Below are 24,252 nucleotides of genomic sequence, written 5' to 3'. Positions count from 1 at the left end.
TAGCTTGCCATACCTCTATATATAGCCGTCTATTCGAGCTCTTCAATAAGCGCTTGCATCTCAGCGATTTCACGCTTTTGCGCTTTAATAATATCGTCAGCGAGCTGTTGTACTCTAGGGTCTTCAATATCTGCTCTTGAGCTCGTCAAAATGGCAATCGAGTGATGAGGTATCATGGCTTGCATCCAATCGACTTGATCAACCGTTGCTTGGGAACGCACACCCCAAATACCTACAGCAAACATTACTACACTTATTCCATAAACCAGTAAATTAATCTTAGTCTTTTTATACATATTGCTCATAAAGGCGAGCATGATAATCGCCATGACTGCGCCCATATATAATGCCATATAGGCTCGGGTCTCACTAAAATAAACATGATCCAGCTGATAGGTATTAAAATACATCATGATAAACATTACAATCGTAGACGTCAGAATCATCAAAGTGAACTTCACATAAGGATTCATGCCCTGTTGATGGCTTTGATGATTCATGCTGTTTTGATCAGAAGTATTCATAATATATCTCCTATAATTTTGACAATGTTAGAACCAGAATTTAACACCGGCAGTCAAACTACTGCTATCAACCGATTCATTTTCTTGACGCCGCTGGCCACGCGCACTGCCAAGAGCCGTCTCATAGCTCACACCGACGTAAGGTGCCAGTTGACGACCTAAGGTTTCATAAGTCAGTCTAACTTCAGTCTCTAATTCATTGAATCCCTTGGTGATATGATTGTCAATATCGTCTTTACTAAAAGCTGACAGACCAACTTCCGGTATCACAACCCAGTGCTGACTCAAACGCCATTCATATTCTGCACCAAGATCAAGCCTAACTTGACCATCGGTGTAGAGATATGCTCTAGCATCTGTTTCAATAAAGTAAGGCATTGTGCCGACAATACCGGCCATAATGGCAGGCTTATCATTCTTGGTATCATAGGCGACCCCTGCTTCGCCATTCCAAAAAATACTTAGCGGCTTCCAGTAAGACAATGAGGTCAGACTATCAATGTCTTTCTCATCTTTGGTCTGAACACTACCTTCACTACGTAAAGATAGACGGCGCTCATCTAGGCCATACCAAGCACTAACCTCATAATTAATCTGATCGTCATCAAACTGATAGCCTAAATCGTCTACAGAAACGCCCCATAATGGCATATCACCCATCATCATAGGCTGACCATAGCGTCCATAGGGAACACCGTTTGAATAGTCAGGACTGCGAGCATCAGCTGGAGCTTTACCACCTTGCATACCTGACATATCCATACTGCCATGGTCCATACCTGACATATCCATGCTGCCATGGTCCATACCTGACATATCCATACTGCCATGGTCCATGCCTGACATATCCATACTGCCATGGTCCATGCCTGACATATCCATGCCACTGTGATCCATATCCGACATGTCCATACCAGACATATCCATTTTGCTATGATCCATATCCGACATGTCCATACTACTATGGTCCATATCTGACATAGTCATGTCTTTTTTAGCAGTGGCAGGGTCAGCAGCACTAGCAAATGATGATGCTAGTAATACCAATGATGATACCCCAGCGAACCGTAAACCCACTTTATGTATTTTCATCTCATCTCTCACCTATCAACCAAAGATTTGCTTAAACGACCGCCACTTCTCTGAACATACCGGCTTCCATATGATAGAGCAGATGACAATGCCATGCCCATCGACCAGCTTCTCCTGTGACATCAAAGCTAATTTTTTGAGCTGGTTGCACCATCATAGTATGCTTGCGCACCTGAAACTCACCGTTAGGCATGCGCAAATCGCTCCACATCCCATGTAAATGCATCGGATGATTCATCATCGTGTCATTGACTAAGGTAATACGCACGCGCTCACCCGGCTTGATATTGACCGGCGTGGCCTCACTGAACTTAACCCCATCAAACGCCCAAATATAGCGCTCCATGTTACCGGTTAAATGTAGCTCGATCTCTCGGGTAGGCTTGCGCTGCTCCGCAAATATTGCCTCATCGACAGAGCGTAGCTGACTATAATTCAATACCTCTCTATTAATATTGCGCAGGTTGATACCTGGATCGTCAAGGTTCATACGTGGACTGTCCACACGCATATCAGACTTAAAGTCATATTCTGTTTTAGCGTGCTTAGCTTTATAACCATTAGCACCCATAGCACCCATCATATCTGCCATGGTGAGCCATTCAATTTTGTCCATAGCAGGCGTTGCCGCACGAGCACCTTCTTTGGTGGCAAGCGTTGCTGCGACATAGCCCGAACGGTCTATGTTTTGGGCAAATATGGTATGCGCATCTTTGGTCGGGGTGACAATGACATCATAGGTTTCAGCCACGCCAATGCGAAAGTCATCAATCGCAACTGGGGCGACATCAATGCCATCGGTTGCCACCACAGTCATTTTGAGACCGGGTATGCGCACATCAAAGATAGTTTGTGCTGAGGCATTGATAAAGCGTAATTTAACGCGCTGTCCTGCTTTGACGATTTGTGCCCAATTAGCTGCGGTCGTTTTGCCATTGATAAGGTAGGTAAAGGTTTTTTCACCCGACAAGTCCGTAAAATCAGTGGGCATCATGCGCATCTGATTCCACATTTTGCGCTCATCAAACGCGGTTTTCAGATCTGTTTTAGCAATATCAGCAAGCAATTTTTTGAAGTCTGGTAGATGATAGTTATCAAAGTCTGAGCGCTGTTTGAGCAGCTTCAAGAGATTATGCGGGTTGCGGCTGGTCCAATCACTAAGCACGATCACATGGTCTTCGTCGATAGGATGACGCTCACGCCCTTTAGGTTCAATCACAATGGCACCCAGCATACCGGTTTGTTCTTGGAACCCACTGTGTGAGTGATACCAATAAGTGCCTGATTGTTTTAATTTGAATTTATAAGTAAAGGTGCTGTTCGCAGGAATGCCATCAAAGCTAATGCCCGGCACCCCATCCATCTCAAACGGTACTAGTAGTCCATGCCAATGGATAGAGGTTGATTCATCCATCTGATTATGAACACGTATCACCACCGTATCGCCTTCACGCATTTTTAGCGTCGGTGCTGGTAGTGAATCATTGATGAGCGTCGCCATGCTCTTTTTGCCGTTCACAATAGCGGACTGTTTACTGACGTATAAATCAAACTCTTTCCCTGTCAATACAGGTACTTTATGAACGTTTTGATCACTATTAATCGTAGCGCCCTGACTGCCTGAGCGACTCGATTGTCCCAATGCGCTACTAGCAATAGTCGGCATCAAGGAGGCACCAAGGACAGCAGAGGATCCGGTTAAAAAACGTCGGCGGTTCAGTATGTTCTGTTTATTCATAATGATAACCTTATTTAATTTGAGAGATGGTGGTTAAGCTTATAGTTATAATATTTTCGATATTTAACAGAATCTATTCACATCTAAGCCAACACTACAGCTGCTGCTGAGGAGACTCAATAGCAGCATAGACTTCTGTGGTGCCGTCTTTATTAAGCTGCATTACCTTATAAGGCATGAATTTATCTTCATACTCCATACCGGGGCTACCAACCGGCATACTCGGTACAGCAAGTCCAATAGCTTGTGCAGGAGGATTTGCTAAGAATTCAGCCATGTGTTTAGCAGGGACATGCCCTTCAAAGACAAAACCGTCGGTGGTAACGGTGGTATGACAAGAACGCATGTGTTGTGGTACGCCATAACGCTCCTTAAATAAGGATAGATCTGCAACATCGTGCGTGGTTGCGTTTAATCCATTACCTTCTGCATAGCCTACCCACTCTTTGCAGCAGCCGCAGTTGGCATCTTTATAAACCGTGGCTGAGACGTTTTTGAGTAATGATGACGAGCTGTTAACGGGAGCATTTGCAGGAGCAGAACTTTCATTCTGTACTTGTGCATTCTGAGCAGCAGACTGTTCAACCTTTACTGGTTGAGAATCAGAGCCACTGATATTAGATTGGCTGCAAGCGGCTAGCGTTAACGAGAGTGACGATGTCACCACCAATAAAAGGACACGACCGGATAACCAGTTATGTCCATTAGAAAACACATGTGTGTAATGTCTCATTAAATTACTCCTAAACGTCTATTGTTATGCTCGCTATTCTAAAAACTTACACCCTATATTTGAATTCTTATGTACTTAACTAAAAACATTAAATGCAGCACTGTTCAGTACTACATTGGTGATAGCGACAACCGTGAGTTAGGAGGCTTCCATATCTAGAAAGTATTAATGCTGCATTCCAGATCCATCATCCGACATATTCATATCACCATCAAATGACATGTCCATCATATCGCCATCTATCCTAGTGGTTAGCATCGTGTACTGAGCTTCATCTAATTCAGGTAACGATCTGATAAAAGCAACCATTGCCCACATTCTAGCGTCATCATGAGAGGCGCCCCATGCAGGCATTCCCGAAGCCATAATTCCGTGTTTGATTGCCCAAAAGCTTTGCTTTGCACCGTCCGCTGTTTGATAACGTTTGACGATCTCAGCCTTAGTGAAGTTAGGTGGCTTTGGATATAAGCTTTCGCTAAAGTCAGTTTTGTCCACTCCCGGAGATAAGTGACAACCTGCACACATATCTTTATAGTCCGCGCCCCCAGAGCTGATATCGACCTTCTCTAAGTCTGGTACCACAATATCTTTACTGGCATTTGCTATGGAACGATTGCGAGCGGTTTCTAAAAAGCTAAACATCATTGGGCTATGCTCTTGGTCAGCTCCCACATTGACAACGCCACTAGTAACAACCGCAAATACGCCAACGATTGCCACAAATACGGTAAAGAGCGCACCCAATAAAAATTTCATATGTTTTCCTAACAATTTATTTCCGTTAAGTGTTGACTGCTATTTAACAGAGCTAAAATTTTTAAGATTTACTGTCGTTAGTAACACAGTGTTTTTGGTACATTTGCTTCATTTTACCCATGTTAGCCATCATTGCTTTCATAGCAGGATCGCTCATGTCCATCTTGCTATGATCCATTTTTCCCATCATATCCATATGCTTTTGCATTTTTTCACAGTTCATTTGATCTTTTTCAGCATGCATTTTAGGGTCATGCGCCATAGCTGAGGTCGATACGACAAGAGCGATGGCCGTCATTGCGATTGATTTAGACAGTAATTTAAATTGTGACATGATTAATTCCTATTGTTTGGATTAAAGGCTATTGAGTTCAATAGCTGTTAAACCAGCCTAAATGATACATTAATCATTCTGACTGGTAGATGACGTTAAGATTACAATGCTGTCATTCTCACCGCTTTAGATTTTAATGCGCGATATATTCATTTAATATGGCTTCAGCATTTGTATCACGATCTCTACCATATTTTTTCAAAAAATACTTTTCAGACTGCAAATGTTGATCTTGATGTTGAACCTGACAAGCCACTCTGGCGTCGACATAACTTTTCTTTTGCTCTTTGGACATTTGTGCATCATTATGATCTGCGTTTCTTGCAAAACTAGTGAGCGCATCACAGTTACCAAGAACAGAAGCATCTAAGTTTGTGGTATGCGCATTGGCAGCTGACATGCCCACTAACATCGATACTGAAAGTAAAGCTGCTTTTTTTAATGAACTATAATTTTTCATATAAGGTCCTTTAAAGATAAATAACAAACTGTTTAAATACGATAGTTCTTCACTCGTAGAGATGGTCTGTATCAGAGACAAACCTCTATGCGGTGTTGATTTAGAATACTAAATGGTGGCTGACAGCTAGATGACACGGATATTACATGTTCGTTAGGAACAGCATAATATTGTCATCTTCTTGTCATTAAAACCAAATACCAGCATCTGTCTATATCCAAAGAACACTGTTATAACAAGGGTTCCTGATAAATATATGGCTGATAAGCTAACAATGTTAGTGATACGCTGTTGACAACTATAATGATATAAAGGTAAGCAACGATGAAAGTACTGTTAGTAGAAGATGAGAAAAACCTTGGAGAATATATCAAGAAAGGCTTAACTGAGGCCGGTTTCATCGTGGATCATCACATGACAGGTTTAGATGGCTATCATGCGTTAATGACTGAAGATTTTAGTGTGGTGGTGATGGATGTGATGCTGCCTGACGTCAGCGGCTTTGAGCTGATACAGCGCTACCGTGCTGCTGGAAAGCATACGCCTGTTTTATTTTTAACCGCTAAAGATGATTTAAGCGATCGGATTAAGGGCATTGAAATTGGTGGCGATGATTATCTGACCAAACCTTTTGCTTTTGCCGAGCTAATTGTCCGAATAAAAAGCCTATTGCGGCGTGCCAATCAATCAGACTATAAAAGCTCTGTCATACATATAGCTGACCTAAAAATGGATATTGCTAAACGCACTGTATATAGAGGCAACACTAATATAAAATTGACTGCTAAAGAATTTGCTTTATTACAACTTTTCTTAGAACGTCAAGGTGAGGTACTGCCACGCACTGTGATTGCCTCACAAGTATGGGACATAAATTTTGACAGTGATACAAATGTCATTGACGTCGCTATAAGACGGCTACGGATAAAAATCGATGATGGTTTTGACACCAAGCTTATTCACACAGTACGCGGTATGGGCTATCGATTAGAGCCACTGAATGTCGGAGCAGACAGTAGCATGGGCGACGATGACACCAACAAAGATGATCTAAAATAAAATGAGAGATAAATTTAAGAATCGACGCTGGCCTTTGTTATGGCGTACTGTTTTTTTACTGACAATATTTGTTGTTATCTCTCAAGTTGTTATTTATATATGGGTTCAGCGCTCTGTTAACGAGCACTTTGAGCAAATGGACTCAGAGATTATTACCCATGCAGCTTTTAACCTGCGTAAACGCATGGTGAATTTTAACGATCACATAGAACCTTTTACAGTGTCAAAGTCGCAAGCGCTAATTGATGCCAATCATCTACATTCTTCTTGGTTAGACTATGATTTAAAAACGTTAATATCAGACAAAAACGGCAATTTATTGTCCAGCGATCCCAGTAATTTCATCAATGATCTACCGGCAGATTTTAGCTTGTTACAACTATTGCAGGACTATCGCGATCAGCAGTTTATGATCAAGATAAATAATAGGCATTACCGAGCCATTATCATTACACATCAAGAGGTTTTGGCATTTATTGCTCTACCTATCGATGTGCATCATCAATATCTTATCCAGTTTAATCGCCAGCTGAGCTTGATACTTATCGCCATTACCTTATTATTGGTTTCAGTAGCAGTACTAAGTGTACACTGGGGTTTTGCTCCCCTAGCTACTATCGTACAAAAGATGAAAGGCATTAATCTTCAAAGGTTAGATGAAAGAATTGTGGTTGGCGATATGCCGTTAGAATTACGTCCACTAACGGAGTCTTATAATTCTATGATGGTCAAGCTTGAAAGTAACTTTGAATCATTATCACGGTTTTCAGACAATATCGCCCATGAGCTACGTACGCCAATAGCGACGCTGAGTACGCAAACGCAAGTCATGTTAACTAAGCCAAGAGAAAACGACGAATACATTGAGCAATTGCATCATCAGCATGATACGTTAAAGCAGTTATCCGCCATGATTAACGATATGTTATTACTGGCAAAAACTCAAAAAGAGCTGAGTGATTCGCAAATCAGTCATGTCGATATAGAGAGCTTGATCACAAAGCTTATAGATTATTATGAGATGATTGCTGAGGATCGTGAGATAATCTTTGAAAAATCGGGTGATTTTAAAACAGTACTAGGTGATAAAGGCTTATTGCAACGGCTGTTTGCCAACCTGATGTCAAATGCGATTTATTATGCGGCTAGTAATAGCACTATTATGATATCCGCTACTGTCCTCACTTCAAGCACCTCGCTTAATGCGCCAAAAGACGATATTCAATCCCCAGAGCAGCTCTGGTTAAGAATAACTATGACCAACCGTCTAGACAAACCATTAAATCAGATTGAAGCCGATAAACTGTTTGAGCGATTCTATCGTCATGATAAAACGAATACGATGCATTCAGGAACAGGCTTAGGCTTATCTATTGTGCAAGCTATCGCCAATGCTCATAATGGCAAAGTTAGTATTACTATCAAAGATGAGTGTCTTTTTGAGGTTGCTGTAAAGTTGTTGATTGCCAGGTAGTAAATTGTGCTGTTTTATCAGTTCGGTGAATTACTCCAAAACCCTGCCTATATATTAAAAGTCTGGGAAGGCGGTATGTCTTTCCACGGCGGCTTTATCGGCGTCATGCTAGGTATGTGGTTCTTTGCCCGTAAATATAAAAAGACTACCTTTCAAGTATTCGATTTTATCGTTCCTTGTGTACCAACCGGCTTACTGTTTGGGCGTATCGGCAACTATATCAATGGCGAATTATGGGGTCGCGTCTCAGACGGTGGCTATAACTGGCTGACCTACTTTCCGCAAGCCGCGGCGTTTGATATGGAGCAATTACAGAGCAATCCACAATTGCAAGAATTGATGATTGAAGTCAATGGTCAATACATATTGCCTCGTCATCCATCACAGCTATATGAAGCCTTTGCCGAAGGTCTGCTGCTATTTATATTCTTATGGTGGTATTCATCAAAACCACGTCCACGTATGGCTGCCTCCGCTGTATTCTTACTAGGCTATGGCATCAGCCGCTTTATCATTGAATTCTTCCGCCAGCCAGATGCTGACCAAGGATTCATATTATTAGGTTGGATGACCAAAGGGCAAATCTTAAGCGCGCCGATGATTATCGCCGGCTTAATCATGCTGATTTATGCTTACAAACGCGGTATTTATGATTGGGGTAAGCAGTCTGCATATTAGAAATAAGTATCGAGGTGCATGAACAAATAAATATAAATGCAGTTCTAACAAGATACATTCCATTTGCAGAATTAATACCTATGTTAGGGGTTACCCCAGAATTCGGAGAAAATAGTACGTTAAGGAATTTAGTCGAGTATTTTTAAAATTGATAAAGGTCAAGGTGTCTAAAAAACGTTGGTTTTTTGGACACTTCCATTTAGGCGAAAAAACAGAGGCAAATCGCCTCTATTTTTGTAAATTAACCTGTCTACAAATCAGTATCTAATAAATATGTAAATAGACCCTATGAGAAAATTTCAATTACACTCAAAGAAGGGTAGTTACTAGAATGGCTCAAGTACTATGCCAAATGAGCAATCTCATCAATTAACTCAGGTTTTTTGCCCAATAACTTAAGCAAGACTTGAGCTGAACCGCTCGGTTTACGCTGACCTTGCTCCCAAGACTTTAAAGTATTGACTGAAATCCCCAATGACTTGGCAAATTGACTTTGCGACAAGCCTGTCTTTTGACGAACTTGGCTGACTTCCGATACGGGTGCATACCGTCCTTCTCGTAATTGAGAAAGTGATTTGGCTAAACTGTCCTTAATCACAATCGCATCAGGATCATCTTGAATCACTGCCTCGACAATATTGGCAATATCTACGTCAGAGAAATTAACAGGTTTCATAATTAGTTTCCTTGCTTTTCATTTTTCAAAGATTTTAATTCTTTGGCAGAAATGTTTTCTTTTTCATTTTTCGCATACACAGCTAGACAAACTATCAGTCCATCATCCAGCATATTGTAGTAGATAACTCGAACCCCACCCGACTTGCCTTTACCACTGGTTGCCCAACGAATTTTACGTAAACCTTTGCCATGTTGAATCACATCACCCTTTAATGGATTTTGTGAAAGGTAAGTAAAGAAAGCCAATCGATCATCCAAATCTAACAAGTGAGCAATCTCAACTTTAAAGCTTTCCGTTTCGACGACCGTATACATAGTAAACCTTTAATATATGATACATTGCATTATAATACTAAATCTACTAGTTAACAATCGATTTTAGAATCCTGAAAAATTGAAACTTCCCAAAATTTTGAAATTAATCGAGTTTGCTTATTAAATCCACCCCTGCCTTCTTCAACTCCCCTTTCGCCGTCACATAGTGGTACAGCGTACTGCTGGGAATATCACCAAGCTCCCTGCAAATCGCAGGAATGCTTTTGGTTTGGTCTTGCATCAGATGCTGAGCATAACGAAGTTTCTCAGCCGTCATAATTCTAGGTCGTCCCCCTTTTCGTCCTCGAGCCCTAGCAGCGGCAATCCCCTCTTTCACCCGCTGGCGGATAATATTACGCTCCATCTCAGCAAAAGCGGCTTGAATTTGTAAAAACGCCCGACCTGCAGGGGTGGTGGTATCCATCGGTGAATTAATCGCTTTAAAGCCAATGCCATTTTCAGCCAGTTCATCAATCAACTTTATCAAGTCACTGGCTAACCGCCCTAACCGATCTAAATCCAAAACAACAAGCACATCGCCTTTTCGTAAATAGTTGAGACAATCATCCAATCCTTTACGTTGGGAATTACTGCCTGATGCTTTGTCTTCAAAAATTCGCTCACAGCCGATTTCTTTTAACGCATCAACTTGACGGCCAAATCCGTTGCCCCATCAATAAACACGTTGGCACTCCACACCAGTATAGCTAGCCCCACTAAAAATGCCACAATCGCAATCAACATAAAAAACTCACTTTGCTATTCAATTAAAAAATGCGTTTTTACCGCTATCAATGATAAAAACGCATTTTAGGTATAGGATAGTTAAAGGCTAGGCTTGTTTTGGCAATGTCTTATTCAGATAAAAATAACCGATAATGCCTGCTAAAACTGAACCCATGACAATCCCTAATCGCTCATCAAACGGTTTAATCTCCAATCCTGCGAACGCCAAGCTCCCGATAAATAAACTCATGGTAAATCCAATGCCACATAGGGCAGCGACACCAATTACTTGACCCCAGTTCATGCCTTGTGGCAGATTGGCGAGCTTTAGCTTAACCCCAAGCCAACTAAATAACATCACACCCAGCATTTTACCGACTAGCAATCCCATGATAATGCCCAATGACACAGGGTGGGTGAGTGACGCCATAAAGCCTCCTTCCGCTCCCCCAAAATGGATCCCTGCATTGGCAAAGGCAAATACGGGCAAAATCAAAAAGCTCACTGTATGATGCAAATCATGCTCAAGTTCTTTTAACGGTGAGATTTTAGGGTTTGCCGAATCAGTCATTGGGATAAACATCGCCAGCAATACCCCAGCAATCGTGGCATGAATACCCGATTCAAGCATCGCCACCCATAACACCAATCCAATAATGACATACGCAGAAATACGAGTGACATTAAAACGATTCATGATAAACAATACTGCAAGCGTTAAAGCGGCAACCCCTAAGGCGGCTAGGTTTAACCCACTGGAATAAAACAAAGCAATGATTAAAATCGCCCCAATATCATCGAAAATCGCAATTGAGGTTAAAAACACTTTAAGCGACAGCGGCACTCGGCTACCCAGTAAGGTTAATACCCCCAACGCAAAGGCGATATCCGTGGCCGCAGGAATCGCCCAACCCTTAGCAAAATCAGGGTTTTGGTAGTTAAACATCAAATAAATTAAGGCAGGAAACACCATGCCACCCATGGCAGCGAGTGCAGGTAAAATGATGTTGCGTGGGTTGGACAATTCCCCTACCATCATTTCACGTTTAAGCTCAAGCCCCACTAAAAAGAAAAACACTGCCATTAACCCATCATTAATCCAATGAAGCAAATGGTGTTTCACCACGAAATCACCAAAACTTATCGCAATCGGAAAATGCAATAAATGCTCATAGCTTTCTTGCAATGGCGAATTGGCAACAATCATTGCCAGTAGTGCAGCGATGGCTAAAACAATACCAGCCGCTGCATCCATCGCAAAAAACCGCTTAAGCGTTTGCTGAAAATTACTCATAGACCCTCCTAATATAAAAATAGCTATTTATTCTCTTTTGTGAATGCTATTCGCTGTTCAATTCTTTCTGCCACTTGCTTAGGGTCAACTTGTGAATTATCGAGTACCGCCGCCCACGCATACACGATATCATCTTCATAAATATGACCAAATCCTGCAGGCGTTTGGTTAGACGCTGGCATATCCAGAGATAATTCCCAAAAACTTAACACAGGCAACCATCTAGGTAAATGACTAACCCCTCGACCCTTGGGTTCTGCCATCCAGTCAGGTGCTTGCCATAGCATCTTGGACGACCACCACACGATAGGGTCTGTCGCATACTGCAAAAATACAATTCGTGGTGACTGCCAATCATTTGTCAGTTGTTTTAATGAGGCAGGATTATCCATAAATCGCACATGTTGTCCGCTGTGAATAATAGGCAAGGCTTCTGTCGAACCTTTATTCCGATTCGCCACCAGTTGTTGCCATAGTGGGCTAAATCTTGGCGTTCCCACCCACACCGCCCCATCAATACGATTAATGACATCATCATAATTGTTAAAAAGCGATTGACTGGCATACGCCCCTAACGACTCTCCTGCAAGCAATAGTTTAGGGCGTTTATCAATCGGCATTTGCTCAAGACGTTGTTTGACGGCATTTATCAACTCGCTATTGGCAAACGTGGCAAGCTCACCATTCAACAAAAACGAAAATTGACTGGGTAAATACGAGTATTGAATCGCCACCGTTGCCACATCGCCTTGGGTCAAATACTCAACCGCCTGACTGCTGTACTCTTCAATCCAGCCCCGTCCTGTAGCCCCTTGTATCACGATATAGCGGCGGGTAAACGCCTGCGTTCTATCCATCTCATCAAGGGCGGTCTGCACCATTTTTTCTAACAACGCTTTATCAGGTTCTTGACGATTCAAACCAACGAATACCCGAATCGGCTCTTTGGCAGGCAATCCTGTCAGCAAGCTAATATCCTTCTGCGACGCCCCAAGCGAGACAAAGCGTTGTCCAAAATGCCCCAACTCCTGCCACTGTTGGGCAGGTTTTTCTTTATTACTATGCCCCGTTTGCCCACTATCAAACCCTGATTTATACCGTGAGAATGGGGCTGATAGGGTATCGGGTTCAGAGGTATCAAGCTGCATGGCACTATAGGCGACTTTCTCGACAACTTTGTGCCAGATATAATCTCGACTTAACGTAACCAATCCGACAATCAGTAGTAAAAAAGCCCCTGCTTTCATACTCATTTTTGTGGTAGTAGAAAACTGTGGAAAGCCACGTTCTACCCCCATCAACACCAATTGCTTTATCAAGCGAGCGATAAACACCACCAACCCCCAAAGCAATAGACTTAAGAGCATAGCCCCGCTGACATTAAGCAATGACGGCGGTGTTATCTGGACCTGTTGGGCAATCTTGGCAGTAATCTGGTAATGATAAAAAGCAAAACCAATCGCACCTAAAAATCCTAATACCATCGTCATTATTGGTAAGATATTTAGGTGGTTGATAGCTGATTGATGATTGGAGTTTTTTAATAAACGCTGTAACCAATACCCTATAAGACCCAACAGCATTCCAAACGCATAACCAACGATAGCGTTAATGCCACCACTGATTGCCTGCAACCACCAGACCCGTGGCAACAACATTGGTACATAGGACACATATAGACAAAAAAAACCCAGCATTAACCCAACTGCTGAACTATCTTTAATCTGTCGCTGTAGCCATTGAGCGACCAAATGCGTATTATTCATCTATTTTACTCAATAAAAAAAGGGTAAGACCATTGTCCTACCCTTCATTGTAAACGATTCGACGATTAGTAACGAGTAATCAACGCAATCGGCTCCTTTTCATCCATTTGCTCAGTGGGTACAAATACCACCTCACCACCTTTATGGCTAACCAATTCAATGATTTCACTAACCGCATCATCGGTTACACCCTCAGCAGTAGCATCATCTTGGACTTGTAGGGTCTGTGCTTTCTCATCAATCTTCGCAGGCACACTATGACCTTGACGAACCAATAGCGTTACCGCATTGCCTTCAAACGCCGAGCGATAGATTTGTTGCAAATCAGTACGCACCATCTTTTCATTACGAGCTTTTTCAAGGTCGCCTTTGGCAGTTTCGTAACGAGTCTGACGCTTTTGCTCAACGATGTCTTGAACGCCAGCAATAATGTCCTCTGGCTTGCTGTCGTTCAGATATGTTAAATTATCGACTTTACCAATAATCATATCAGGGCGGTCGCACACTTTTTCATAAAAACCAATATTGTGGCTATCACCCACCAAAATCACAGGTAGTGGTGATTTGTTATAAAGCTCTTGCAAGCTTTTATCAACACGGTTAAAGAACTCTTTTAAGTACATATCATCGTCTGATGAGCCTGTACGGTCTGCTTTACTGTTGTTGGGTAGCGTTGAGTTGTTAATAGGGAAGGTCAACTCGCTCATTGTTTGTTGACGTTCGCTACCGCCTTTAATTTCTTTAACCAGACGATTATTCACGCCTTCAATCAGACGGGCTTTTTCAGGCGTAACTACCAACACATAATAGCCAACCCCTTCTGATAAGTTACGCATGAGGTCACGGGTCGCAAACTTTTCACCAATGATGACTCGCTCAGCGGCATCAAAGGGCAAACGCACCACTTGAGCAGATTCAGGCGTGGCAAACACAGCCAGCGTATCTAAGTTATAGTTATGGTCAAGCTCATCGGTTTGGGCATGGATTTTTTCCATCACACTTGCAGCAACACGCTTGTCGTATTCATTGGTGACACGTTCTTCGACGATTTTAAGTTGGTTTTTTAGGGCAATTGCGTCTTGCTCATTGTCTGGGAAAGTACGGTGGGTCGGAATAAATACGCTAACCGCTGGATTACCTGTTTGCCCACGCAATGTTTTAAAAGTTTCTTCTAAATTGATGTTATTCATGTGTAACTCCCATTTTAAAATTAAATATCAAAAACAAAAAATAATAAGAAAATATATTTCTAAATATAGCAAAATATAGAATTTATTTTTCATATTTAAGCTAAAATTTGATTATATCAATCATAATAAGAATTAAAAGTAAAATATTGTATCGCTTATATATGGCAATGTTATAGTTAGCATCGTTTGAACAATAAAAACGAGTATTATAAAAGACGTAGATTTCAAAAGTTCTAGACTGGGATAAACGATAATGGTCTCATACCTAATCTGCCATTTATAACTAACTTAATGTCTAGAAACAAAATTTTGGGTCAAAGGGTAGATATAAATGCACTCACAAACGTGGCCTTGGCTTATCCGAAAGCGGCTAGACTGCTATAGTCTTCGAAGACAGAAAGTGCTACGGCGTTAGGCTCACTCACAGTACTATTTGTACAGTTTCGTTCGCCTGCCTTGTATCACTTTTATGTTTCTGTGACTATATTTCCCTAATTCTTTGCTGATATCGAATAAGGTAGAGTGTAAAAAAACAAGCCACACTTTAACCAGGGGTTATCTGAGAATTCGGGTCATATTGCACGCTAAGGAATTTTGTCGAGTATTATACCATTATAGATTCGCGTGATAATAGAACTAGCCTACGGAAAACAGATGTTTTCATAGAGTTTCTTATTTTCTTAAGTTTATGCCTATTTTTGTAAATTAACCTATCTATAAATCAGCGTTCAACACATCTTTAAACAGAGCTTATAAGAAACTTTCGATTACACTCACTAAAAGGTGTTTAATAGAAGGGCTCAAGTACTATGCAAAATGAGCAATCTCATCAATTAACTCAGGTTTTTTGCCTAATAATTTAAGTAAGACTTGCGCTGAGCCACTCGGTTTACGCTGACCTTGCTCCCAAGATTTTAACGTATTGACAGAAATACCTAAGGCTTTGGCAAATTGACTTTGCGATAAACCTGCTTTACGGCGGACTTGAGCCGTATCTGATATTTCTGTCGTACGTGCAAAGATACCTGCTTTGGTTTGGTTTAATGCTTCAATCAAATTGTCTCGCTCTGCTATCAAATCAGGTTCATCATCAATAATCGCTTGAACCGCTGCTTCAACATCGAAGTCTTTAGGAAAATTCGTTTTCATCAGTTATCCTTTTAGCTTTTGAAGCTCACTTGCCAAAATATTTTCTTGTTCATTTTTTGCATAGAAGTAAGACATCACAATCAGTCCATCTTCTAATACGTTGAAGTAAATGAGACGAACGCCACCACGCTTACCCATACCTGCCCGAGACCACCGTACTTTGCGAAAACCGCCACTTTTAAGAATCACATCACCAATAAATGGATCACTAGCTATCTGAGTAAAACACTCAAGCCTTTCTTCCGTTGTCCAAAACTTATCAGCTTGCTTTTTAAACGTTTCAGTTTCTACGATAGTGTACATAGTTTCATAATTCTAGGACTTACGCAAAGACGACCGAAGGCGAGCGTAACTGCTCACGCAAATAATCACTGAGTAAACCCCTTTTAACCTGATATAAAGATTGTTTTAACCGTTTAGCCTGTCTGGCTAACTGCAGCCAAACCAGCATACAATAACAAATATGATTCCGCTGAATACGAGCCTTACGACACTGATTAGCTTCAATACCAGTGAGTTGTTTAAGTTCTCGGTGAAACTGCTCAATCTTCCAGCGGATGGCACACACCAATCGTGTGCCATCTGATGAATCCTGAGTGGTGTCGTTGGTGACAATCCAGTCCGTCCTGATATAAAGATTGTTTTAACCGTTTAGCCTGTCTGGCTAACTGCAGCCAAACCAGCATACAATAACAAATATGATTCCGCTGAATACGAGCCTTACGACACTGATTAGCTTCAATACCAGTGAGTTGTTTAAGTTCTCGGTGAAACTGCTCAATCTTCCAGCGGATGGCACACACCAATCGTGTGCCATCTGATGAATCCTGAGTGGTGTCGTTGGTGACAATCCAGTCCGTGCGGTTTTCATTAACCACTACTCGGAACAGTTGCACTTTGTAATCTTTAGGAAAGGCATGTATTTTAATCAGTTTGCCATTTTGTTGCTCTTGGTCAGTCCAAGTTAATTCGTTGACTGCTTTGTAAGGGTTTACTCCTTTTGAATCATCGACTTTGCGATTGGATTTTAAAGGACAATAATAGATTTTTTGTAAGTTATCAATATACAGCATGATGTCTTTGGTGGCATACCAGGTATCCATGAGCACATATTTGAATTTAATTTGTTTGTGTTCAATACTGTGCTGTAGCATGTCTTTTAGATGGTCAAGTTTGCTTTTGCCATCGGTGGTTTTGTCATAAATACGGTAATCAATGAGCCAGTATTGTTCGGTCTTAGGATTGACATAGATACAGTTAACGATGCAGATGCCTTTAATAATGCGATGGGCGTTGCCACTGTATTGGCGATTAACCAATTCGATTTTGTGACTATGATTTTTATCGAGTATGCTGTCATCAAAGATAAGATAGCCATCGTCGTCTAATACGATGTCGTCTTTGACTTTTTCCCATACGAGCTTGGGTTTTAGTTTGTCATGACGTAGGTATCGATTGATGCGGTCATGACTAATTGATTCAGGATGATGTTCTGCGTAGTTGGTAAGGGTGTAATTGGTTTGGCTTACCAGTAAATATTGACAGTAGTCTAAGCGGGTGATAGCTTTTTTCTTCATCTCTTTATGCTACTATATTTTTATCCGCTTTCGCAAAATTTTATGCTTTTTGCGTAAGTCCTAAATTCATAAAATACAGTCTTAATTATAATACTTTGCATTACATTGTCAATAAGCCTTCATATTCATGATTTTGACTGGATTGCTCTTCAACGTTTTAGTTAGTGCTGATATTCATCAAATCAACTCCCGCTTTTTTAAGCTCCCCTTTCGCCGTCACATAGTGATACAGCGTACTACTGGGAATATCACCAAGTTCTTTACAAATCGCTGGAATGCTTTTGGTTTGGTCTTGCATGAGATATTGAGCATACTGCAATTTCTCAGTGGTCATAATTCTAGGTCGTCCACCTTTTCGACCACGGGCACGAGCAGCAGCAATCCCCTCTTTCACCCGCTGGCGAATAATATTGCGTTCCATCTCAGCAAAGGCTGCTTGAATCTGTAAAAATGCCCGACCAGCAGGTGTTGTCGTATCCATCGGTGAATTAATGGCTTTAAAACCAATCTCTTTTTCAGCGAGTTCATCAATCAGTTTGATTAAGTCACTGGCTAATCGCCCTAGCCTATCCAAATCCAAAACGACTAACACATCACCCTTTCTTAAATAATTAAGACAATCATCCAAGCCTTTACGTTGGGAATTACTGCCCGATGCTTTGTCTTCAAAAATTCGCTCACAGCCGATTTCTTTTAACGCATCAATTTGACGGTCAAGCAACTGTTTCCCTTCAGAAGTTGAGACTCGAGCATAACCGATTAAACTCATGGTAAAATTCTCACGATAAATGATAATTTCGATATATTATCATATTTAGATTTATTTGATTTTATCGTGAAATTAAGTTAATAAAAAAGAGCCGAATTAGCTCTAATTTACAAAATCACGAAAAACAATAGGTTTTCGTGATTATCAAGTAAATTTATAATGGTGTAATAACTAACAGAATTTATGCATTAATTCCATGATTTGATAGACGGTAATGGATTTTCAATGAGAATCGCTACAATTAACATAGTCTAGATGATGTAAAATTTTTGGCTTAGGCTAAGTACATTTAGTTTACCCTTCTCTTCTATCAAATATTACCGTATGCGTTTCTCTATGAAATTCTATACCTATCTGATGAATGATACGACTGGGTGTTGTGTATTTGTCAGCATAACGCTTCTGTTGTATTTGAGCTAAGGCAGTTCCTTGTGGTTGATCGTTTTTACCATTCACGACTTTAAATTCAAAAATGTAAACGTGGTCTCCAACGATGAGTGTCATGTCGATATTACCAAGACTTGTTGCGTCTTCTGTGATAGTTTGAAAGCCTAAACTGGCAAACAGTGCGTAGAAGACGCTGGCCCAATAGCCTTCGTAATTGGCAATCGGATTATTTCTGTGCCAGTTATGGGGAATGCTACTAAAAAATGCTTGGATAATGCTTTCAATGCCATCAAGATTATGCTGAACAATCGCTTCGTAAAGTTCACTTTGTTTGAGTAACATATCATCTTTGGCATGGGCGATGTATTTTAATAGCAGTGATTCCGATAAGCTTTGTTGTACTTCAATGTTAGGAAATTTTAGGGTATAACGTACACTGGGTTTTAACAGCATTTTATCAATGGTGAGATAACCCGTTTGAAATAGTAAGGCGATGATACTGATATCGCTTATTTCAAATTGTGAGAGGTTTTGACTATCAATAAGTCTACCAATCAGTTGATGGATATGGATGTTTTCATTTAATAGTTTATCCATTAAGAAGGTTGCATTACCTGTTTCTACCCAGTAGTTTTTATAGAGCCTTTGTGGGTTACTTAAAAACAGTAAGACGTCAAATGGGTTATAGACTGCTTCACCTGTCCAATTATAGCCGTTATACCATTTTTTTAACTCTTCAAGATCCACTTTATCTAATTCTACAGCGAATACGTTTTCAAGCTCAGATTGGGTGTAACCACAAAGCGCTGAGAATCTTTCATCTAAGGTAACATCGTATAGATTATTTAAACCTGAAAATAGATTGATTTTACTAAATTTAGAAACGCCTGTGAGCATGGCAAATTGTATATGGGCATCTTGACCTTTAATCACGGAATAAAAATCCCTTAATTGATTACGGACAATAATAGATTTTTCTGAATTCTGCAAACTGTCTAAAATCGGCTTATCGTATTCATCTATCAATATGACAACTTTTTGCCCTGTTGTTTCATGGCAATGCTGAATGAGTGCTTGAAACCTACCACTAATCGTTTTTAAGCTATTAGTAATACGCCATCTTTCTTCTAAAGCCGTTAAAATGTCCGATAAAGCAAGAGATAAGTCATCGTAACCTTCTATACCGCCATCAAAGCTAATGCGAATAACAGGATAGGATTGCTCCCATTGCCAGTGATGTTCAGCATATAATCCAGTGAATAGCGCCTTGTTACCTGCAAATATTTCAGCAATAGTATCAAGGGTCAGGCTTTTGCCAAACCGTCTAGGTCTTGATAAAAAAATATATTTACTAGTATTAATTAGTTCAATAATTTTGGCCGTTTTATCGACGTAATAATAGTTACCTTGTCTTAGTTCGGCTAAATTTTGGATGCCGATAGGAAATTGTTTTTTTACCATTTATTAGATCCCCACTAAGAATCACAAGATAATTTCAATAACTTAATAAACTTATTTCCCAAGAGTAACTTATGTAAGTTATGCATAAAAAGTAAGTTATAACATTTACTAATAGATATAAGTTATTTAAGTTATTTAAGTTATTTAAGTTATTTAAGTTATTTAAGTTATTTAACTTTCTTCATTTTTTGTTGCGAGAACTGCTAAATTTAATTGTTCTTCTGAAAGAAAGCTTAGCTGCTGAATCGCTGTTTTGACAATTATCGAACGATTAGCACGAGCGACCCTACTTTTTACAAGTAATTCATCGATTTGATCACTCACTTCTTGGGTAAGTGAAAAAGTTTGGCGAATATATTTAGCCTTCGATTCTTTTTGTAGCGAATGGGTATTCGCCCCACCAATAAAACTATCGACAGAGATATCAGCATTATAACCTTTTTTCTTTAAATCACTTAAACCCATTATACTTCTCCTAAAAACTCTTCGGCAATCGCTACAATTTCTGCGCTAGCCTTGCCATCTGTATCACCTTTGGCTTCAAATACTGTAAATCCATTTTCATCAGCGTCATCATAAATATTACGATTACTGGTGAAATTTTGAAGAGCTGGAATATTAAAGGATTCACAAGCATCTTTAGCATCGGTGATACGCTGGAATTGACTGGGCAAAGTTGGACATTGTGTCATGACGGCTTTTGCTTTTAAATTAGGATTGATGGCTTTTGCCATTTTCACCAGATTTTCCATGTGTGCCAGTGTTTTTAAATCCCGACGTTTAGGTCTAAAAGGCAACAACATATGGGTTGCAACAGTCATAGCAGAACGTAAGGCTTCAGAATCTTGACCACCTGCATCAATGACAATATCTTGATAACGCTTTGACAAATCAATTAGTGTCTGTCTAATATTACCTGAGCATTGCACTGATGGGAGTGTTTTAGAAATTTGGTTTTGCTCCCGCTCTTTTACCCAGTCAGTCGTTGTACCCTGCGGGTCAGCATCTAACAATAAGATGTCTCGATTTCTATTCTGCAAATAAACTGCAATATTTTGAGCTAAGCAGCTCTTGCCTGAACCACCTTTTTCACCGCCAATTAAGATTATCATAAGTTACACCTTTTATTTAAGTTATTAAAGTTACATAACCATTTTAACAGATTTAAGTTACGTAAGTTAATTAATTTATTCAAAATTTTATCATATATAATTTATTGATTTAAATTAATTTTTCACATAGATGTAATATTATTTAATGAAATTACTTACGCAAGTTACTTATTAGCATTAACTTATGTAATAAATTATATGATTAAATAGGACGTATTTCTACCAACTTCTTTCTAATATTTCTTGAATATTTTTAAATTTTTTAACACTAGTAGGGTCTTTTAGTAAGACACGCCAACTATTAAAAACTTCATCATAACTTCTACTATCATTGCTTGCGAGTAAACTACTATTAGCATCTAGAAACTCCTTTTTAAATTTGGCCAATTTATTAATTTGACCATCTGATAGTCCTTTTATTTGCCATGATAGTGCTAGAGGATTTTTTTTCTCTGACTCAAGCATATCAATTGTCTTACCAACAGGTTGCGCAGTTTTTTTAGCTTGAGCTTTTAATTTGAATTTTAGCTCAAGATGAGTGAATTTTTTTCCCGTTTTTACAAGTTTATATTCAACATTAATTTTAGTTTTTTCATTAATTTCATTGACTGCAGTTTCAATAACTCGTACTTTCAAATCTTTGGTTGCAGGGTATTTGTCACCAAGATCAAGAAACTCTCTTAAATCTTCAATTGTGATTTTTCGAAACCCTGTATCTTTAAATTGCATGAGTAATTCAAAGAATCTAATACTATACGAGCTACTAAGCCCTGCAATATCTTGTTTTAAATATTGGGTAAAATTAGCTGATAAATTGCTCAAATAGGGCAAAATTGATTTACTAAATCTAAGAACCACAAAATGCTGATTATTAGGCATTTTAGTTGGTTGTAATCCTAAACTTTGAGCAAGTTTAATCATACCTTCGCCAGTTCCAACTCCCATATCCTGTACCCAGCGAGTTTTTAGTACATCGTCACCTACTTTTAATACAATAGAACGTTCATACAAACGTTCAGCCGCTTCACGCATTTCTCTATATGCAGTTTTAGGATGCACACCCATTTCAATAAAATCGCTGACTTCGACGGTATAGACCTCTTCATCTTGAACTTCCACACCTTTAGGTATTTGAGAAATTGCAGAGAGAATCAAGCGTTGTTCATTTGCAGTTAAGTGATAACTGGCAGTAATAACTACATTAGATTTCACAATTAGATCATTACTCATGGCAAAATTCCAATAATTAATAGGACACAAAATATCATAGTCCCATTAAAGTAGTCAATCCGTCCCATTAAAGTAGTCAATCCGTCCCATTAAAGTAGTCAATCCGTCCTATTAAAGTAGTCAATCCGTCCTATTTACGTCCTCCAAAACCGGGCTACATCAGGCATACAGATGGTCTACAAACCTTTAAAAACTATAAAAACCTAAAAAAGAAATTTTTTGTTTTTAAAATTTTATATATTTAAACGTTGAAATTCCTGTAAGTGGAATAGCCAAGCAGCAAGATTGGCAGATGAATCGAGAGTTTTTAAGCCCCAGCTATACCACCAAGCTATCAGATCTACTCAAAGTGCATTAGTGCGAGTTTGCTAACGGCTGTTAATAAATCCATGTTAAAAGAGAAACCCTGATGTGTGCCAACTTTCAACCCATTAGCGCTACGCAAGCGCCGTTATTTACCAATCAACAGCTCAGCTTTGCCGTCAAACAGGATATTTACTCAGGCTATAAAGCCCCCTTGCTATTTGCTAACCTCTTATCAAATACGAGGGGTGATCCTGCCGAGTGGCACTCAGCCATGTTTGGAATGGTGCCTAAATGGGCCTAAGATATCGATATTGCCAAGCACACTTATGATGCCCGTAGAAACGGTGATGGAAAAACCGAGTTTTAAACATGCTTGGTACAACAATCAGTTTGCGTTAATTCCGGTACAAACCATCTATGAGCCGTTTACCGTAGCCGCTTTATATGAAATTGTTAAGATAGGGGAGCAAATCGTTCGCTCCATGACCATGCTGACCACCAATGCCGATAATCATCCTTTCATGTTACAATTTCACAAGCCTGAAGATGAAAAACGCTCGATTGTGGTGATTGAACCTGAACATCGCCAGGATTGGCTCAATATGCATCATGAGGACGCGTTTGAGCTACTTAAACCGATGGGTGCTGGGTATGTAGCGGAACATCTGCCAAAGCCGAAAAAACCGCTTAAAACGGCGCAAATGGATGTGTTTAATGGCTAGGGTAGCGATTATATGACTGACTTACATCCATGATTGATTAATTTAATGACTTCAACCCCAATGACAGCAGATACGCAATCTCAAATCGATGCCATCTTTAACCAAGTTGTCCAGTACAACCAACAGTACGATACCAGCAAACCCTTATTCTTTGATACTGAAACCACCGGTGGCGGCAGGAATGATCAAATCATCGAAATTGCGTTTTGTGATAGTGATCGACATGTGATTATCGATACGCTGATCTACACAGATAGACCGTCTAGCCTAGGCGCATTTAAGGTGCATGGTATTTATCCTCATGAGCTGATAGGTAAACCTACCTTTATTGATATTCAACCCGCGATTGTACAGTTGCTCAAAGGAAGAACCCTGTATGCTTACAATGCCAGCTTTGATATTCGTATGATGCGGCAATCAGGTCATAAGCTTCGCTTGCAGCAAGTTGAAGTAAAATGCCTGTGTAAGCAGTTTGCTGATTTTATCGGGCAATACTCACCGTATTTTAAAGCCAATCGTTATTTTAGCCTAAGCAAGGCTATGACCCACTTTGGGGTAGAACATAGCAATGCGCACCGCGCTAGACCCGATGCGCTAGCCTGTGTAACGGTATGGCAGGGGATGATGGGAAGTCATCATTGGGATTATTGAATGACGTATCATATTAAAATACAGCTATGTAGTAGGGAACAGAGCAACCTAATTAATAAGGTTGCTCTTTT

The 24,252-nt window shown here is 40.0% G+C and carries 25 protein-coding genes and 4 pseudogenes; 6 read left to right on the top strand and 23 right to left on the bottom strand.

The genetic code is table 11. The annotated features are described in order from the left end of the window. Positions 1 to 29: 29 nt before the first annotated feature. From RT084_RS10820 to RT084_RS10790, 7 genes are all read right to left on the bottom strand, one after another. Entirely contained in the window at positions 30 to 524 is a 495-nt protein-coding gene (locus tag RT084_RS10820; RefSeq protein WP_036599458.1) for a DUF305 domain-containing protein, read from the bottom strand. A 27-nt stretch (positions 525 to 551) separates the two neighbouring features. Then, the gene (locus RT084_RS10815) at positions 552 to 1,616 is read right to left on the bottom strand and encodes a copper resistance protein B (RefSeq protein ID WP_313099970.1); all 1,065 of its coding nucleotides are present in this window, start codon (positions 1,614 to 1,616) and stop codon (positions 552 to 554) included. A 31-nt stretch (positions 1,617 to 1,647) separates the two neighbouring features. Then, positions 1,648 to 3,354: a copper resistance system multicopper oxidase gene (locus RT084_RS10810; protein WP_313099968.1), complete on the bottom strand. Its 1,707-nt coding sequence runs from the start codon at positions 3,352 to 3,354 to the stop codon at positions 1,648 to 1,650. Between the two features lie 94 nt (positions 3,355 to 3,448). After that, entirely contained in the window at positions 3,449 to 4,087 is a 639-nt protein-coding gene (locus tag RT084_RS10805; RefSeq protein WP_313099965.1) for a DUF411 domain-containing protein, read from the bottom strand. 165 nt (positions 4,088 to 4,252) lie between these two features. Continuing rightward, positions 4,253 to 4,843, bottom strand: a complete 591-nt coding sequence (locus tag RT084_RS10800; RefSeq protein ID WP_313099963.1) for a c-type cytochrome — start codon at positions 4,841 to 4,843, stop codon at positions 4,253 to 4,255. A 61-nt stretch (positions 4,844 to 4,904) separates the two neighbouring features. Then, entirely contained in the window at positions 4,905 to 5,177 is a 273-nt protein-coding gene (locus RT084_RS10795) for a hypothetical protein (protein WP_011959985.1), read from the bottom strand. 133 nt (positions 5,178 to 5,310) lie between these two features. Further along, positions 5,311 to 5,637 carry a hypothetical protein gene (locus RT084_RS10790; RefSeq protein WP_128681699.1) on the bottom strand — a complete coding sequence of 109 codons (327 nt, stop codon included), beginning with the start codon at positions 5,635 to 5,637 and terminating at the stop codon, positions 5,311 to 5,313. A gap of 324 nt (positions 5,638 to 5,961) precedes the next feature. On the opposite strand from RT084_RS10790, the gene RT084_RS10785 reads away from it, so the two are divergent. The 3 genes and pseudogenes from RT084_RS10785 to lgt all read left to right on the top strand — a co-directional run. Continuing rightward, on the top strand, positions 5,962 to 6,696 hold the full coding sequence (locus RT084_RS10785) for a heavy metal response regulator transcription factor (protein WP_159772010.1): 735 nt from the start codon (positions 5,962 to 5,964) through the stop codon (positions 6,694 to 6,696). Between the two features lies 1 nt (position 6,697). Then, positions 6,698 to 8,170: an ATP-binding protein gene (locus tag RT084_RS10780; protein ID WP_312523720.1), complete on the top strand. Its 1,473-nt coding sequence runs from the start codon at positions 6,698 to 6,700 to the stop codon at positions 8,168 to 8,170. Between the two features lie 6 nt (positions 8,171 to 8,176). After that, positions 8,177 to 8,848 (top strand): annotated as a pseudogene (lgt, locus tag RT084_RS10775) (prolipoprotein diacylglyceryl transferase); the annotation flags it as partial. A gap of 343 nt (positions 8,849 to 9,191) precedes the next feature. On the opposite strand, the gene RT084_RS10770 reads toward lgt, so the two are convergent. The 16 genes and pseudogenes from RT084_RS10770 to RT084_RS10695 all read right to left on the bottom strand — a co-directional run bounded on the left by RT084_RS10770 (position 9,192) and on the right by RT084_RS10695 (position 22,502). Continuing rightward, the gene (locus RT084_RS10770; protein ID WP_065253217.1) at positions 9,192 to 9,524 is read right to left on the bottom strand and encodes a type II toxin-antitoxin system MqsA family antitoxin; all 333 of its coding nucleotides are present in this window, start codon (positions 9,522 to 9,524) and stop codon (positions 9,192 to 9,194) included. Positions 9,525 to 9,526: 2 nt separating this feature from the next. Next, complete coding sequence (locus RT084_RS10765) at positions 9,527 to 9,841, bottom strand: type II toxin-antitoxin system RelE/ParE family toxin (protein ID WP_099808677.1); 315 nt, start codon at positions 9,839 to 9,841, stop codon at positions 9,527 to 9,529. A 103-nt stretch (positions 9,842 to 9,944) separates the two neighbouring features. Then, positions 9,945 to 10,457 carry a recombinase family protein gene (locus tag RT084_RS10760; RefSeq protein ID WP_264755059.1) on the bottom strand — a complete coding sequence of 171 codons (513 nt, stop codon included), beginning with the start codon at positions 10,455 to 10,457 and terminating at the stop codon, positions 9,945 to 9,947. 29 nt (positions 10,458 to 10,486) lie between these two features. Continuing rightward, a pseudogene (locus RT084_RS10755) lies at positions 10,487 to 10,585 on the bottom strand (calcium/sodium antiporter); the annotation flags it as partial. Positions 10,586 to 10,673: 88 nt separating this feature from the next. Then, complete coding sequence (nhaA, locus tag RT084_RS10750) at positions 10,674 to 11,861, bottom strand: Na+/H+ antiporter NhaA (RefSeq protein ID WP_036604826.1); 1,188 nt, start codon at positions 11,859 to 11,861, stop codon at positions 10,674 to 10,676. A gap of 23 nt (positions 11,862 to 11,884) precedes the next feature. Beyond that, on the bottom strand, positions 11,885 to 13,627 hold the full coding sequence (locus tag RT084_RS10745) for an alpha/beta-hydrolase family protein (RefSeq protein ID WP_060994965.1): 1,743 nt from the start codon (positions 13,625 to 13,627) through the stop codon (positions 11,885 to 11,887). A 65-nt stretch (positions 13,628 to 13,692) separates the two neighbouring features. Continuing rightward, positions 13,693 to 14,817, bottom strand: coding sequence for an AOC03_06830 family ribosome hibernation factor (locus RT084_RS10740; protein ID WP_219332326.1), 1,125 nt, complete (start codon positions 14,815 to 14,817; stop codon positions 13,693 to 13,695). An 807-nt stretch (positions 14,818 to 15,624) separates the two neighbouring features. Next, positions 15,625 to 15,966 (bottom strand): helix-turn-helix domain-containing protein, encoded by a 342-nt coding sequence (locus RT084_RS10735; protein ID WP_099808669.1) that lies wholly within the window; start codon positions 15,964 to 15,966, stop codon positions 15,625 to 15,627. 3 nt (positions 15,967 to 15,969) lie between these two features. After that, on the bottom strand, positions 15,970 to 16,269 hold the full coding sequence (locus RT084_RS10730) for a type II toxin-antitoxin system RelE/ParE family toxin (protein WP_099808668.1): 300 nt from the start codon (positions 16,267 to 16,269) through the stop codon (positions 15,970 to 15,972). A gap of 19 nt (positions 16,270 to 16,288) precedes the next feature. Beyond that, positions 16,289 to 16,594: pseudogene (locus tag RT084_RS10725) on the bottom strand (transposase); the annotation flags it as partial. Then, positions 16,509 to 17,543 (bottom strand): IS701 family transposase, encoded by a 1,035-nt coding sequence (locus RT084_RS10720; RefSeq protein ID WP_313099950.1) that lies wholly within the window; start codon positions 17,541 to 17,543, stop codon positions 16,509 to 16,511. The gene RT084_RS10720 and the pseudogene RT084_RS10725, both read right to left, overlap by 86 nt. 157 nt (positions 17,544 to 17,700) lie before the next feature. Continuing rightward, complete coding sequence (locus RT084_RS10715) at positions 17,701 to 18,312, bottom strand: recombinase family protein (protein WP_099808665.1); 612 nt, start codon at positions 18,310 to 18,312, stop codon at positions 17,701 to 17,703. 294 nt (positions 18,313 to 18,606) lie between these two features. Further along, positions 18,607 to 20,160 (bottom strand): ATP-binding protein, encoded by a 1,554-nt coding sequence (locus tag RT084_RS10710; protein WP_219332449.1) that lies wholly within the window; start codon positions 20,158 to 20,160, stop codon positions 18,607 to 18,609. Positions 20,161 to 20,331: 171 nt separating this feature from the next. Next, the gene (locus tag RT084_RS10705) at positions 20,332 to 20,625 is read right to left on the bottom strand and encodes a hypothetical protein (protein WP_060995181.1); all 294 of its coding nucleotides are present in this window, start codon (positions 20,623 to 20,625) and stop codon (positions 20,332 to 20,334) included. Next, positions 20,625 to 21,272 (bottom strand): AAA family ATPase, encoded by a 648-nt coding sequence (locus RT084_RS10700; RefSeq protein ID WP_060995182.1) that lies wholly within the window; start codon positions 21,270 to 21,272, stop codon positions 20,625 to 20,627. Before RT084_RS10700 ends, RT084_RS10705 begins: the two co-directional genes overlap by 1 nt. A 219-nt stretch (positions 21,273 to 21,491) precedes the next feature. After that, the gene (locus RT084_RS10695) at positions 21,492 to 22,502 is read right to left on the bottom strand and encodes a replication initiation protein (RefSeq protein ID WP_062335255.1); all 1,011 of its coding nucleotides are present in this window, start codon (positions 22,500 to 22,502) and stop codon (positions 21,492 to 21,494) included. Between the two features lie 235 nt (positions 22,503 to 22,737). Here RT084_RS10695 and RT084_RS12430 point away from each other — a divergent pair, with 235 nt between their 5' ends. The 3 genes and pseudogenes from RT084_RS12430 (at position 22,738) to RT084_RS10685 (ending at position 24,181) form a co-directional block, all read left to right on the top strand. After that, complete coding sequence (locus tag RT084_RS12430; protein ID WP_404932312.1) at positions 22,738 to 22,860, top strand: DUF4113 domain-containing protein; 123 nt, start codon at positions 22,738 to 22,740, stop codon at positions 22,858 to 22,860. A gap of 51 nt (positions 22,861 to 22,911) precedes the next feature. Beyond that, a pseudogene (locus RT084_RS10690) lies at positions 22,912 to 23,530 on the top strand (SOS response-associated peptidase family protein). A 45-nt stretch (positions 23,531 to 23,575) separates the two neighbouring features. Then, on the top strand, positions 23,576 to 24,181 hold the full coding sequence (locus RT084_RS10685; RefSeq protein ID WP_062335250.1) for a 3'-5' exonuclease: 606 nt from the start codon (positions 23,576 to 23,578) through the stop codon (positions 24,179 to 24,181). The last annotated feature ends 71 nt before the right edge of the window (positions 24,182 to 24,252 follow it).

The organism is Moraxella sp. CTOTU48717 (assembly GCF_032057165.1).
Lineage (GTDB): Bacteria > Pseudomonadota > Gammaproteobacteria > Pseudomonadales > Moraxellaceae > Faucicola > Faucicola tetraodonis.
Note: the sequence above shows the minus strand (reverse complement) of the source record. Positions and strands in the feature narration are given on the sequence as shown.